Origin of the sequence: Propionigenium maris DSM 9537 (genome assembly GCF_027925155.1) — a bacterium.
Taxonomy (GTDB): domain Bacteria; phylum Fusobacteriota; class Fusobacteriia; order Fusobacteriales; family Fusobacteriaceae; genus Propionigenium; species Propionigenium maris.
The window spans coordinates 248,818-262,663 of sequence record NZ_BSDY01000003.1 but is presented as its reverse complement, the minus strand read 5'-3'; the positions used below and the strand labels follow the sequence as shown (position 1 = coordinate 262,663).

The 13,846-nt window shown below is 38.4% G+C and carries 13 protein-coding genes and 1 riboswitch; of the genes, 3 read left to right on the top strand and 10 right to left on the bottom strand.

All coding sequences use genetic code 11. The features are described from left to right. Window positions 1-42: 42 nt before the first annotated feature. Together QMG11_RS04605 and QMG11_RS04600 are read left to right on the top strand one after the other, a co-directional pair. On the top strand, window positions 43-1,482 hold the full coding sequence (locus QMG11_RS04605) for an AAA family ATPase (protein WP_281833841.1): 1,440 nt from the start codon (window positions 43-45) through the stop codon (window positions 1,480-1,482). Next, window positions 1,472-1,993 (top strand): hypothetical protein, encoded by a 522-nt coding sequence (locus tag QMG11_RS04600; protein WP_281833840.1) that lies wholly within the window; start codon window positions 1,472-1,474, stop codon window positions 1,991-1,993. Before QMG11_RS04605 ends, QMG11_RS04600 begins: the two co-directional genes overlap by 11 nt. A 479-nt stretch (window positions 1,994-2,472) precedes the next feature. Here QMG11_RS04600 and QMG11_RS04595 read toward each other — a convergent pair whose 3' ends face one another. Then, entirely contained in the window at window positions 2,473-4,446 is a 1,974-nt protein-coding gene (locus QMG11_RS04595; RefSeq protein WP_281833838.1) for a TonB-dependent receptor, read from the bottom strand. A gap of 95 nt (window positions 4,447-4,541) precedes the next feature. Then, window positions 4,542-4,717, bottom strand: a riboswitch (cobalamin riboswitch). A 267-nt stretch (window positions 4,718-4,984) separates the two neighbouring features. On the opposite strand from QMG11_RS04595, the gene QMG11_RS04590 reads away from it, so the two are divergent. Then, window positions 4,985-5,608 (top strand): NUDIX hydrolase, encoded by a 624-nt coding sequence (locus QMG11_RS04590; RefSeq protein ID WP_281833836.1) that lies wholly within the window; start codon window positions 4,985-4,987, stop codon window positions 5,606-5,608. A gap of 74 nt (window positions 5,609-5,682) precedes the next feature. Here QMG11_RS04590 and QMG11_RS04585 read toward each other — a convergent pair whose 3' ends face one another. The 9 genes from QMG11_RS04585 to QMG11_RS04545 form a co-directional block, all read right to left on the bottom strand. Further along, entirely contained in the window at window positions 5,683-5,853 is a 171-nt protein-coding gene (locus QMG11_RS04585) for a 4Fe-4S binding protein (RefSeq protein WP_281833833.1), read from the bottom strand. A 238-nt stretch (window positions 5,854-6,091) separates the two neighbouring features. After that, window positions 6,092-6,412: a hypothetical protein gene (locus QMG11_RS04580; RefSeq protein ID WP_281833831.1), complete on the bottom strand. Its 321-nt coding sequence runs from the start codon at window positions 6,410-6,412 to the stop codon at window positions 6,092-6,094. Between the two features lie 368 nt (window positions 6,413-6,780). Beyond that, window positions 6,781-7,593, bottom strand: coding sequence for a ZIP family metal transporter (locus QMG11_RS04575; RefSeq protein WP_281833829.1), 813 nt, complete (start codon window positions 7,591-7,593; stop codon window positions 6,781-6,783). A gap of 267 nt (window positions 7,594-7,860) precedes the next feature. Continuing rightward, on the bottom strand, window positions 7,861-8,493 hold the full coding sequence (locus QMG11_RS04570; protein ID WP_281833827.1) for a cyclic nucleotide-binding domain-containing protein: 633 nt from the start codon (window positions 8,491-8,493) through the stop codon (window positions 7,861-7,863). A 284-nt stretch (window positions 8,494-8,777) separates the two neighbouring features. Further along, complete coding sequence (locus QMG11_RS04565; protein ID WP_281833825.1) at window positions 8,778-9,101, bottom strand: hypothetical protein; 324 nt, start codon at window positions 9,099-9,101, stop codon at window positions 8,778-8,780. 178 nt (window positions 9,102-9,279) lie between these two features. Next, a complete protein-coding gene (locus tag QMG11_RS04560; RefSeq protein ID WP_281833823.1) occupies window positions 9,280-9,723 on the bottom strand; it encodes a hypothetical protein in 444 nt (147 codons plus the stop codon). 19 nt (window positions 9,724-9,742) lie between these two features. Continuing rightward, on the bottom strand, window positions 9,743-10,231 hold the full coding sequence (locus QMG11_RS04555; RefSeq protein ID WP_281833818.1) for a Csu type fimbrial protein: 489 nt from the start codon (window positions 10,229-10,231) through the stop codon (window positions 9,743-9,745). Between the two features lie 11 nt (window positions 10,232-10,242). After that, on the bottom strand, window positions 10,243-10,944 hold the full coding sequence (locus QMG11_RS04550) for a hypothetical protein (RefSeq protein WP_281833816.1): 702 nt from the start codon (window positions 10,942-10,944) through the stop codon (window positions 10,243-10,245). A gap of 2 nt (window positions 10,945-10,946) precedes the next feature. Then, on the bottom strand, window positions 10,947-13,841 hold the full coding sequence (locus tag QMG11_RS04545; RefSeq protein WP_281833815.1) for a fimbria/pilus outer membrane usher protein: 2,895 nt from the start codon (window positions 13,839-13,841) through the stop codon (window positions 10,947-10,949). Between the last annotated feature and the right edge of the window lie 5 nt (window positions 13,842-13,846).

The following is a 13,846-nucleotide window of genomic DNA, read 5'->3' as shown; positions in this document are numbered from 1 at the left end:
TATAATGCTTTTGAAAAATACTTTTGAAAGTGAGGAATGAAAATGATTATAATGAATTTAGAAATCGATAATTTATATAATTTTGAAGACTTTAAAATTAATTTTTCATACCCTAGAAAAATAAAAGATTCAACTATTGAATATGAACATTTAATTAATAGGCCTAATTTTAGGTTTAAAAGGCTTAATATTTTAATGGGAGCTAACGCTAGTGGGAAAACTACTTTTGGTAAAGCTATGATGAGCATATTTAATTTTATAGGAAAGCTGAATGTAAAAGGTCTTGTTTCTAAAGCTAAAGATATTTCTAAGGATATTTCTTTTAAAATAGACTTAGTATTAGGAAATAATACACTTTATGTAATAGAATGTAAAATCTCTCCTAAAAATGAAATAATTACTTATCTTGAAGTAAAAAGTTCAAAAGTAGGCTTAAAAGATTCTTATAAATCTACTTTGAAAAAATTAGAAATGAGATATCATCATGTAGGAGAGAAATCAATTGAAGATATTAGTGAAGCTTTTAAAGATTTAAAAGGCTACATGGGATGGTATTTTACCTTTGCTGAAATTAACGAAGATACGACGGTCGAGGCTGAAAAGTTTGATTTTAAAATTCTTAATGCTATTTTAAAAACTTTTGATCCTTCTATTAAAGAAGTTAAAGAGAGTTTAGATTCTCCTGAAGACACTTATTATATTGAATTTTTAGATGGTAAGAAAGTTATGGTTCAAAAAGGGGAGGTCGCTAATAAACATTTACTTTCTCGTGGAACTTATGAGGGGTTAAAAATTGCTGAAATTTTTAATTCTATGAAAGGAGCACCGAGACCCTATTATATAGATGAAAAACTGTCATTTGTACAAACAGAACTTGAGCTAGATATTTTAAGTACAATGATTGGTTTTCTGCCTGTAAACTCACAGTTATTTTTTACGACTCATAATGCGGATGTTCTTGAATTAAACATTCCACTGCATAGTTTTACTTTTTTTAAAAAAGAGCAAAAAGTAGAAGTTGTTTATCCTACTGAAATTATGAAAAAGAATGATCGAAGCCTTTTTAGAGCTGTTAAAAATGATATTTTTAAAACCTTACCTAATACAGATTTGATTTATGAGATATCAGAAATTCATGAAGAGTTAAACGATAGACTTAATGAATTTGAAGAGACTATATCAAAAAACTTTAAAAAATGGAATGACCTTTTAAAAGGTTTAGACAGTAACGATCTTAAAGATTTAGATTTAAATTATAAGGATGAACATAAACTAAAAAAATACTTTATAAATGCTAGACTAGTGAATGTCAAAAGAAAAACTGAAATTTTAAAAATTGTAGAAGAAAAAAGTGCGGGAATTCATGAAGATCTAAATTATCTTGAATCAATATGTGAACTGAATAAAACAACTAAAGAAGTAGAGAGATTACTTAATAAAACTCTTAGTGAGTTGGAAGAAGATGATCTCTATGAACTTTAAAGCTTATCCCATAATCTACTATGTAGAGGGAGAAAATGAGGAAAAGTTAGTAAATTCTATAAAAAATAATATGATTGTATCAGGAAGGGTTCAAAAGTTTAATGTTTGTAATAAAATGATTAAGAGCCAAAATTTGATGAAATTAAAGAAAGATACGATTATAATTTTAGTTTTTGATATTGATTTAGTATTACAAAATAAAAAAAATGCTAGGACTAATTTAGAAAAAAATATAGCAATGCTTTCTAAGCATAAAAAGGTTGTTAAGAAGATAATTTTGGTGCCACAAGACGAAAATTTAGAGGATGAATTAATTAGAGCTACTAAATTAAAGAAAATTCAAGAAATGTTTAAAGTGAAAAGTATTGATGAACATAAAGAAAAACTCAATAAATGTAATAACCTTGGGGTTAAGCTTAAAGAAGTAGGTTTTGATATTAAAAATTTATGGAAAAGTGATAAAATAAACCAATTTGATTTGTCTAATGAATCAGAGCTGATAAAACTTTAAATTTACTGTAATCACAATATTTAGTAGAATTTTAAGTTTTCCCTTTAGTAGCATTTAATCAAAATAAAAAAAGACGGGATTTACTTCCGTCTTTTTACTATTTAGGAAAGTATAGCTTTCTAAAAGTTACAATCGATTAAAAGCACTTAAATGGCCGACTGCAGGCCGGCGTCGGGCTTCACAAATTATGCTACGTCGTTTCGTTATACAGGATAGGCTCTATCCAGAGCCCATAAAAGAAACAGAAACTTTGTTATACTTAAGAAGACAATTGCCGGAAGTCTTGATTTTTTAGGTACCTTTTGTATCAAGACAAAAGGTACGAATAGTTTCTGTAAGTAAAGTAACAATTAAAAGCTCAAGGAACTGTCTTTATTTACAAGGCAAATAAAATAACATATTGTTATCAGGTAATAAAAAAGAGTGACATAAAAGCCACTCTTTTATACAGCTATCCTAAATAAGGATGGCGATTTCATTTAAAAGTTATATTTGAATCCTGCGTAGTAGGTTCTCTCAGGAGCCGGATAGTAGTAGTAGTTGTCCCCGGAAGAACTTGAGTAGTAGTAACCGGCATACTCATAGTACTCCTCGGCAAAGATATTATCTATCCCGGCGTAGATCTCCAGACCATTCTGGAAGTCATATGCTGCTTTAATGTCCACAGTTATGTAGTCGTCCATCTTATCAGCCTCATTATTGAAGTCGGAGTTGTAGTAGGATTCACCCACGTAATTTATTGAGGTGTTACCTCTTAACTTGCTGGTAAACTGATAGTCCGCTCCAAGGTTAAAGCTGTACTTTGGTACTCCTGGAACCTCCTTTCCCTCATATGGACCATCCTGCATCTCTGTTTCAATGTATGTAAATGTCTCACTGAGCGTCAGCCTTCCCAGGTACTGCTCTGCAAATAGTTCAACCCCAACCTTTTCACTCTCTCCCTCTAGATTTGTATTTACGTAGTTGACCTTATCATAATAGATCTCATCCTCTGTATAGGCTTTAAAGACACTGGCACTTACAAATGAATCGAAGATAACATCCTTTAATCCAACCTCAAAGTACTCGTGGGTCTGCTCCTTGATATCCTCTGAAGCCCTTGAAAGCTCCCCTGTATTTGGAGTCCTGAATCCATTGGTATAGGAGATATAGGCACTTCCCGTATCGGAGTAGAGGTAGTTTACTGCCAGTTCCACAGCTGTGTTGGAGGAATCCATATCGGTGTATGTTTTCCCAGGCTCCAGGGTCTGATCAGCTTTAAGGTCATAATCTGTCTTCTCATATCTTACTCCCTGGATGAACTGGAATTTTTTCCAGCTGTAGGTATTGAGGGCAAAGACACTGTCCGAAGACTTTTCCAGATCCCTGTCCACAGGGGAACCAAAGTAATCTTTAACTTCAGAGTCACCCTTATAGTAGTCGTATCCAAAAATTACGTGGGATCCCTCCCCATAGGAAAGCTTTAATTTAGGCTTTATCATATACTGGGAGTTATCATAGGCAGTATTTGCTTCCCCCTCATCAACGGAATCGTAGTCGCTCTTCTTGTAGTTACCATCTATCATAAACTCTAAACTGTTATTTATTTTTGTACCGTAGCTTAAAGTGTGGGAATCGGTTATATACTCAGCATGCTTCCTTGGAGATTTAGTCCAGCTTCTCCCCTCGTCCAAATCATCTCCCAGATCATTTTTTTTCAGAGATCCAGGGAGACCGTATGCCTCCTCGTAGTGGCCGTATTTATAGGAAACCGTATCTGTGTCCGAGAGCATATATTTAAGCCCTACCTCAATATTTTCTGTATCATAGTCCCCGTTGTCCCTGTAGCCACTGTTATTTCTATCTGTATAGTTTAACTGCAGAAGAAGGCTGTCTGTTAATTTTTCCCCGAAATTCACCCCGTATCCAAGGAGGCTGTTTTTTCCAGCCTCTGCAAAGATTGATCTGTATCCCTCTGTGGCAGCGGCAGTTCTTGTTACTATGTTTACAACTCCCCCTACTGCTCCGTCACCATAGAGTACCGATCCACCCCCGGGGATGACCTCGATCCTCTCTACATTTGCAATATCAATGTTGTTGACTCTGGCTCCTCCCATATCCACAGGATTTTGCCTGATCCCGTCTACAAGGATGAGGGTATTTGAGTGGTTGGCTGCCCCCTGGCCCCTGAGATCGATACTTCCGAAACCAAAACTATTTTTAGCATTAGCCCCTGGAACTCCCTTCAGTGCTTCGATAACACTCTTGGCCCCCTTCTTTTCAATATCATCCCTTGTAACAATGGTAATATTCTTCGGTGTGTTACGTACATTGGTTTCAAACCTTTCTGTAGTAACTACACTTTCCTCCAGTCTCTGAGTGATGGTGCCCTCCTCAAAGAAAAAATCCTCCTCTGCCCCAATAGCAGACCATGCACATAAAATAAAAGCCCCCAATAACATCTTCTTTTTCATAAAAAAAACTCTCCCCTTTATTTCTACAAGAGAGAGAGATACAAAAACATATTAAAAAATAGCGTTTTTGAATACTCCCCGTCCTCGCAGGTTCATAGTATACAGACTTCATGGCAGGTCTCCTGGCTCAGCGTCGCTCTACTCCCATCCCTTCCCGGATAATCCAGTGGTAAATGATGGTTTCGTCAGCCTCTCAGTGGCGGGACCGCGGAGGTTTCAGACCTCTCTTCCCTTTTAATTGATATTTCAAACCATAAAGTTATATTTAATTTTGACAAGGGTATACTACAAAAGAATTGTGGATTAAGTCAATGCTTTTCTTTCTTGAAATACAAGGTCAAAAACCATATAGCGAGCATTTGCACCTGATTCGGGTTGTGGGCCTTATAGAGGTCCCTATGAAAAAAACAAAAATAAAGATAAATAAAATTACAAAAAGATTTTTGGAAAATTTGACGAAAAGTGCTCCATATTAATGGAGAAAATACTTTCTAAATATACTATAATTGGGTGTATTTTAAATTAAGGAGGAACAGCTATGAGGGATAAGTTTTCAGTAGCGGTAAAGGGGGTTCTCTGCCACGAGGGGAGATACCTGCTGAGAAAAAACCAGAGAGATGAGTTTGAACTGCTGGGGGGGAAGCTTGAAACAACGGACACCTCCATGGAGGAGAGGCTTGTAGAGGAGTTCTTGGAGGAAAGCGGGATTGCCATCCAGGTGGATTCCTCTATGGAGCCCTGGCTCTATACAGTGGGCAGTAAAAATATAATAATTGTGCCCTTTATCTGCTCAGCAGTGAGTATCCCAGAGACCCTCTTCGATGAGGATGGAGGGGAACTCCTGTGGGTCTCTGCAGAGGAAGTGGATAGTTTAAATATGCCATATGGGTATCTGGACACTATCCACAACAGGGTTCCCAGAAAAAGCACTTCCCCCTTTGAGGGAAAGTATCTGAAGATCATACCCAACTATGTGGAGAACACCTATGAGGTGGTAGTCAGGGTGAGGGACGGGGATAACAACCTCATTGTGGATGAGGCCTTGGACAACTTTACAGCTCCCAGGGAACATATAGAGCGGTATGTGGGGGAGATAGAGGTGGTCAGCGAACTCAATATCTTCATAGATTCAAAGCTCTACATAAACTATCTATTAAAATAAAGAGGCTTCTGGAGTATCCCCAGGAGCCTAATAGCCATACTTCTAAATTTAAAATAAGTTTTTAAAACCAATAATTATTCAGCTGAGATACACTCTACCGGACATACTGCTGCACATGCCCCGCAGTCGATACACGCATCAGATATTTCATACTTTCCATCTGGATCCGCCGAAATAGCTGTCACCGGACAGGTCCCTTCACACGCCCCACATGAGATACAAACTCCCTTATCGATTACATACATACAGATACCTCCTTCACAGATAAACTTACAATTATGATATAAGCTATGGGCATATCCCGAGACAGGATGAGTGCTCCTAGCCTGCTCCCAATGCCATCATCTGAAATATCAATGGCCCTATTTAATATTTAACCTCTACACTCTCCATTGTCAAGGGTGAAGCTCGGGAAGCAGCAGTGGCAGAATAAAAAAGGTACCTAAAAAGGTACCTGTGAGTTAATAGAACTTATCTAAAATGTTAAAACCTTCCTTTAACCTTCCTCCCTATGACAGCCAGGTGGCTCTCCCTCCACATGCTGGTCACCCTGTGGATGGTCTGGTTTATGTGGGAGACCTGCTCCTCTGTAAACCTTCCGCTGAGTATCTTGTAGGATCTCACAAACTCCCTTCTGACCTTCCTTCTCAGAGCCCTGTATTCATCGCTGTCCCTTTTCTGAAGGAGGGGTTCTACCTCCCTCAGCATATTAATATACCTTTTAAAGAGGAATACAATATTATCCCTGTTGAAATCCTCCAATACCTCTTCCGTGTAGTCGATCTTAACAATATTTCTGTACATTTTACACCTCCCGGCGAAAGTATACACCATGGGCCCCTGCGTAGGGGAAGTACTTTTCTTATTCCTTTAATTTTAATATAAAAATACTGATCTTTAGTTTTTTTATTTTAAAGAGTGAAGAGAAGAATTATCTGTGTGGGGATGTAAAAGCGAAAAGACCCCTGGGCAAGGGGGTCTCTTCTAGTATTTTTTAGATGAATATGAGATTAAGATATTTTTTGCCCTCTCTTAAATCTCATCTACTATATACTGCAATAGCTATAGAAAACCTTTAACTTTAGAGTCAAAAGATGTAAAAGTAGAAAATTCCTTTCTATCTCTTCTATCTCTCTCTTTCAAAAAAGAACTTATAATCTACTTGAGGTTCACTATCCCAAGGCCACATCCAGGATCATCATTATGGAAAAGCCCGTCATTGTTGCCAGGGTTACCAGATCGATATTTGCATAGTTGCTCTGGGATTCAGGGATGAGCTCCTCCACCACCACAAAGATCATAGCTCCGGCAGCAAAGCAGAGAGCGTAGGGAAGAACATTCTGCATCTTTAAAACAAAGAGTGCTCCCATGACACCTGCAATGGGTTCCACAAGGGCGGAAGCCTGCCCTATGAAGAAGGATTTCCTCCTGCTCATTCCCTCCCTTCTAAGGGGCATGGATACAGCAGTTCCCTCAGGAAAGTTCTGAATACCGATCCCCACAGCCAGGGCCACAGCTCCTCCTATGGTGGCAGAGGGGAGATCAGCTGCCACAGCTCCAAAGGCTACCCCCACAGCCAATCCCTCTGGGATATTGTGAAGGGTTATTGCAAGGACCAGAAGAGTGCTTCGCTGCCATGAGGTCTTTACCCCCTCGGTTTTATCGAAACTTAACCCCGGATGAAGGTGGGGGAGGATCCTGTCGGTGAGCCTCATAAAGATTCCTCCCCCCATAAATCCAATGACTGCAGTTAGCCAGGGGATGTGCCCCAGGTACTCTGCCATCTCCAAGCCCGGCGCCAGGAGGGACCAGAAGCTTGCTGCGATCATTACGCCGGCAGCAAAGCCCAGCATGGAATCCATAATCTTTTGGTTTACACTCTCAGCAAAGAAAACAAGAGCCGCCCCTGCTGCAGTGACACTCCAGGTAAAGAGTGTGGCGAGGAAGGCCTGTACTACCGGGTTCAGGTTCAGGAAAAAGTTCATAGTTTCACCTCCAGACTATGTGGAAAGGTTGAAGACCCACACAGGGTTATTGTTATTAATTGAAGATTCTTCTTACTATAGTAATATAGGGGAACCGGAGAAATTCCTTTTATATTGAGAGATGAAGTAAATTTAGTTTCTTCATTTATTAATTGGATTTAAGCAATATAAAAACCTCCCTAACCAATGGTACACTTCCAGTGGTTGGAGAGGCCGATATTTAAATTGAGTTTAGAAAGCGATCCTCAGGTATTCGGTGTTTCCCCCTTAACCTTCCTCCCCGAAGTGACTCCTCAGCTTTTTATTGTCTAGGATCTCAATATAATTTTTCTTCTTTTTTATGGCCCCATCCCGAGAAAGCTTATTAGTTATCTCATAGAGGCGGGTCTTATTTATATTGAGATATTTGCAGTAATCTAAAAACCTTTCAAAATACACCATGGATTTACATTGTGTAGTATCCAGGATATAGGCAAAGTGCCCAAGAGGTCCGTAGAGGAATGCTGTACCCAGAGCCCTCGTTTCATTGGCCAGGGCTCTATATGATTCATCCATCACCCTCCTTATGAAGCTGGGATTCTTTAAAAGTTTTTCCACGCACTCCCTGGTAAAAAAGATAATCCTGGTATCATCTGAGTCCGCTAAAAAATCCAGTCCCACCCCCTCCAGAGCCCCGTGGAGATAGAGGTTTAAGCCTACAAAGCTTCCTGCCACAAACTTTTCTGAGGAGAGATACTCCTTGTCTAAAGAGTTTTTTAATATCTTAACCTCTCCACTTAATACATACCCCACCCTTATCTTCTCTGTAGAGGTATAGATATATTCTCCCCTGGTAAAGGTAAGAATCTCTGACGCTTTCATTTCATTCTCTGAAAGAAGTTCCCTGATTTCAAATAACATCCTTTTACCACCCTTTCTTGTATAGATTAATGTTTTCCCTGTGAAAGTTTATCTTAAGGAGATTTTATACTTTTTTTTATAATGGATGCAACCCATGGGATAAAATAGTGAAAACTCCATCGCTTTAACCTGTCATATAATTGAAGTAAAGTATATTTAATGGTATTTATATCTTGAACACCTGGGAAGCCCCTTCACTAATGGAAATTTTTTTAATTTTAAGTTTTGATTAAGTTCCCTTACTCCTATTTAATCCTTATAGGAAGAGTTTAAAGGTTTTCGGGCTAGTGTGTGGAGTTCTCTCTCTGGAGTTCCTCCATCTCACTCATGATTGCCAGGGTGTAGTTATTCACTTGTGCATCTGTGAAGAAATCACTCCTGAAATACTTGAGCGCCTTGGAGGTTATATCACCTTCATATTCCTCGATTCTCATTTCATAGATCCTGGCTCTTTCTGTATCCCCCTCGTCCAGTGCTACCTTCCTTGCTTCCTCCAGTAATGTTATCAGCTCTTTGATAGCTTTCTTATATCCCTTTATTGGTTTCTCTGTGGCTGCAAAAATTATTAAGCTCATGGTAAAACATACTGTTAATATGATCTTCTTCACTTCTCCTCCCTAGTAAAAATGGAAGCCTAAGCTCCTCCTTGGTTTATCTATAGTGTGGTGTGACATCTGTTGCACCTATAAAAGCATCTCTTGTTCCTTGACCAAATTTCCAATTAATCCTCCTTCCTGCGCTACCTGTCTTATTATATTAAAATAGGGGCTGTAAAGCCCCTATGGATTACTTATATAAAGCTGTTATTGCTACTACTCCTGTATAAATCCCATCTGTTCCCTCAGGGAACTCCTGTACGATTTGCCCCTCCATTGTGAATTGTCCTTCTCCGTCTGTTATTGGAACTGTATGCTCTCCAGTAGTTTTCTCTTCTATGCTAAGAAGGTATGGTACTTTATTGGATTCCCCATCTGCTATTTCAATCATAGTTTGATATTTTATTTCGACCGTACCATCTCCCCCCTCTAGTGTAAAGTCTACTGTCTGAGTTTGAATTCCTGAACCTTTACCGTTGGTATAATAAAACCCTTCAAAGTCATTAGAGTGAGTTATCTTTACTGACTTATATAGGTTAGCTTTATACTGAACTGTTGTCTCACCCTCATTGCTACCAAATGCGTTCATTGTTAAACCTGTTAATAATAATGCCCCCAAAATTAATCTTTTCACTTATTTCCCTCCTGATATGTTAGATAATAAATACTTTAATTAGTGTAGTTCCTGTATAGTTTCCTATTTCCTCGGTACCATCTAAATTTAGAGTTGAAACTAGTTCAAACTCAGCAGGATCACCTGTTATTGCTGAAACATTCCAAGAGATATCCTCACCACTTATTGTAATAGTCCCATCTTCTCCACTACCTTTCTCCCATCTATTCAGAACTTCTATCTCATCATTATTGTCATTTTTAAGAGTTACATGCAATGGGACTGTAGCAGTAAGTGCCGAACCAGGGCTGGAATGTGTTACTGTTACAGCGGTTCTGGCAGTTGAAGTAGCCCCATCCTCAATCTCGATATCCCCAAAATCTATGGGTCCTGATGTCTCAACCAGGACCGATGAGGCCACTGTCATCCTTACTGGAACACTATACTTCACGCTTCCCAGTTCCGCATAAGATTGTGTTGTCATAATTCCTAAAGCTCCCACTATAGATAATAATTTGATCTTTTTCATTTACACTCTCCTTACAAATTCTCTTTAATAATTTCTTTACCTTTGGAATCCTTAATCACCATTAGTCTTCCCTTGTACTTGGAATCCACCTTAAATGTATCTTGACCTCCTCTTAATATTTTATTTGTTTCTATATGAATGGTGTCATCCTTCTCAGTCAATTCTATTTTTGGTTGGAATGATGTATTTCCAGTGTTAGAAACCGTAACTAGGTAACCGTCTTCTACCTCTTCTATTGTATTAAGTGCAACAGTTTCTATTAGATTCCCTTTTCTAGCATATATGGTTGTCCCAATATCAACATTTACACCGATTGTCGCAGATGTCCCTTCAGACTCAACGTTCATTGTTTTATATACTTGGGAAGTCTTGCTTCTCAACTCTTCGATCATTAGAGTCGTTCTCATCTCACCATCAGTAAATTCCTTAGGAAGATCCTTAACTGACATCTTTATAACTCTTTGTTTACCAGGCCTGACCTCAACCACCTTTGGGAAGAAGTCCACATAAGGTGTGAGATCATATTCCTCGTCAAAAGGTATTAGCTTTAGTGCATACCTTACTGACTGGTCACCTGTATTTCCGATAATAATTTTCTCATACTCCACATCTCCCTTCATCTCTATCTCTGTTATCTGGGGATAAAGTGTTGGGATTGCTTGTGCTGTATGTAAACTTACAAATAAAATTAGTCCCATTAAAATCTTTTTCATCATTAATTCTCCTTACTAAACGATATAATCTCACTTTCTCTCCCCTTCCATGATATACGGCTATCATGGTAAGGGTCACTACCTTCAAGTTTTACTATGTAAACTTCCTCACCGTCGATATCCCCCTTAGATACATAGAGCTTAAATGCATTGTAATCTAAAGCAATACCTTTTAAATCTATATAGTACACTCCATGATCATGAATCATTATACTCTGATCCCCCTTGTAATCCATCCCGATCTGATAATCTCCTGCAGGAACCTCTAGGATATAATATTCATCTTCTAAATCTACTTCATACTTCTCTTTAGTTGCCTTATTAACTGCTACGATTGAACTACTGCCTAACACCTCCATTACTTCGTGATACATAAAGTCTTCAGAGAAGAATATTTCACCAGTTAGTGATTGCATCTCTAGGATGGGAATGTCTATTGTTAATAAGCCGCCTGGCAGTGCCTTGTATTTATAACCTATCGGTGGTGCTAAATATAACCCCAAATCCTCTCCGCCTATGTGTATCTCCCTTTCAACTAAAGATGACAGATTAGTAACAAAATACTCACCATTCTCATTAGTTTTTACCTTTATATCACTTCTAGGAGTATCAAACTCTCTATTGCTTAACACGACTTCACCTTCGTTATAAACCCCGTCAGCATTTGAATCTACAAATACTCTCCCTCTTATAGTTGAGGTCCCGCCATGTTTCCTGTAAGATACTTTGTCTTCACTTGCTAGGTTTACACTTGTTCTTACCGCCATGCTTCCTGAAGTAGAATTCCTATTGTCTGATCTGTAAAGTAATTCACCAAAACCATTAAAGTAGTAACCTACTTCAAATGACAGCTTGTCTTCAGTAAATTTATCATATTGCAAGGAGTAGGTCATCCCGCCACCATTATTGGAGTTCTTGGAAAACCTTAGAGAGCGCTTTACTTCATCTCTTCGAGTATCTTTTTCTATACTTGTTGATATAGACTCGAGGACACTGGAAAACCTTCTGTCTACAAACACTGTATTTGACATGCTATATACTTCATAATCCTCATAGTACCTAGCATATAAGCTAGAGTAGGAATTCCTGTAGCTGTAAGATATTTCAAGTGTATTATTTTTACGCTTCTCCTCATTCGCAGTTATTTCATTATAGCTGTAAGTTAAGATAGTGGGTCCTAGATAGTAAGAGAGCGAAGCATCTAATTCCTCTTCCCCATAATATCCGTAATCTTCAAAACCAGATAATTTAGAGTAAAGGAGTGTGTAGGACCACTTATTGAATTTACTGTCTAAATTGATCTCAAAATCATACCCTTCCTCATTGAAAGTATAATCTAATTTAGCCTGATAGGGGTTTGACCCCTTTCCTACTTTCAAAAGAGATAGATTTGCGAAATCACTGAAATTCCCTTCACTATCTCCTGAATTTAAGAAGTTAGAGCCTAAAGTTAATGTGTCGGATAGGCCGTAGAACATACCCACGTTGTATAATGTCCCATCCTCATTTTCTGCATCTCCTACCTGTAGCTCATAATCAAATTCTCCTTGAGATACAAGGTCGTGCCTGTTTATTCTATTGACATCTACTATCTCTCTTCTGCCATCGGGGTAGTACATTCTCATTGCGTACCTGTCAGACCCTCGCATTTCCACTTCAAACTCATACTCACCATTGGTTGTTGTTAAATAATCCACCAGGACATTATTACGGTATAGTTCTACTATAGTTCCAGGTGCTACATTACCTGTTATTGAGTTTTTAGTTACTCTTGTGCTGTAATCCCAACCACCTCTTCGGGATATTGTCACACCACTCATGCTACCTCCACCAACAGTTGATGAGTTAGATGTTTGATATACATCTCCTAAAACGATCTTTCTATCATCATATAAATCTCTTTCCCATGTCCATCTTGTTAGATCTGTATCTACATTGTCACCATCATCTCTCACCTGGTAATTTAAATTCAAATTACCATAGAGGATGTGATTTGTATATCTCATCCCCAAACTTTGTGTATGGTTATCAAAATCCTTATTATAATTTAAGTCCACCACTCCAGGAGTGAATATCTTCCAATCTTCTTTTATGTAAGTTTCCTCTTCTTCCCACTCCCCTATACTTTCACGTCTTTTAAGCTCCTTAGCCTCGCTTAATTGCACTAATTCGAACCCTAATTCTAGCTTCACCTCTAGGTCGTCATAATTGGATGTTGATATTTTTACTGATCTCAGCTTACTCAGACTTTCCCCCTTCACTAGGAGTCTGCCTTCAGGTGTTGTGATGTGGTCTAAACTCCTCATATCTGCTTTATAGTTCCTAAAGTTATAAGAGCCTTCAATTACACCATTATTGTATTCTAAATCCTTAGCCGCTATAAACTCTATTAAGTCTTCGGGATCTAGGTAGATATCTCTGTTTAGGGTATGTGCAGGAAAGAAGTCATGACTAACTTTACTATTTGCAGTCAGGTTAACTGCTACTGGTGTCAACTCCCCTTCCAAATCATCCTCATAATTGTATTCAGGAGTTATATCTGAATAGTTTTTAGCTTCTCTATCAAATTTAGGGGTCAAATCCCTAACATATGATTTTACAGAGAAGGAGGATCCCCCCTTTTCTGTGACAGGCTCCTCCTTGCCAATCCCCGACTCAACTGCTGGTGTTTCCCCTTTATCCTCCAGGGGCTTCGCGTCGAATACTAATACCGTATCACTTCTATCAGGAAATGCATGCTCAGGCACCTCCTCTAAAGGTAAATCTTTGTATCTATTATTGGATATCTCCTCTACCACCCCGACCTCATGGGTTGGTGGTGGGCTAAACACCTCTGCCCACTTCTCTAACAAAAGTATTAGAGAGAATAAGATTAATAACCGCCTTTTCGAAATCACAACTC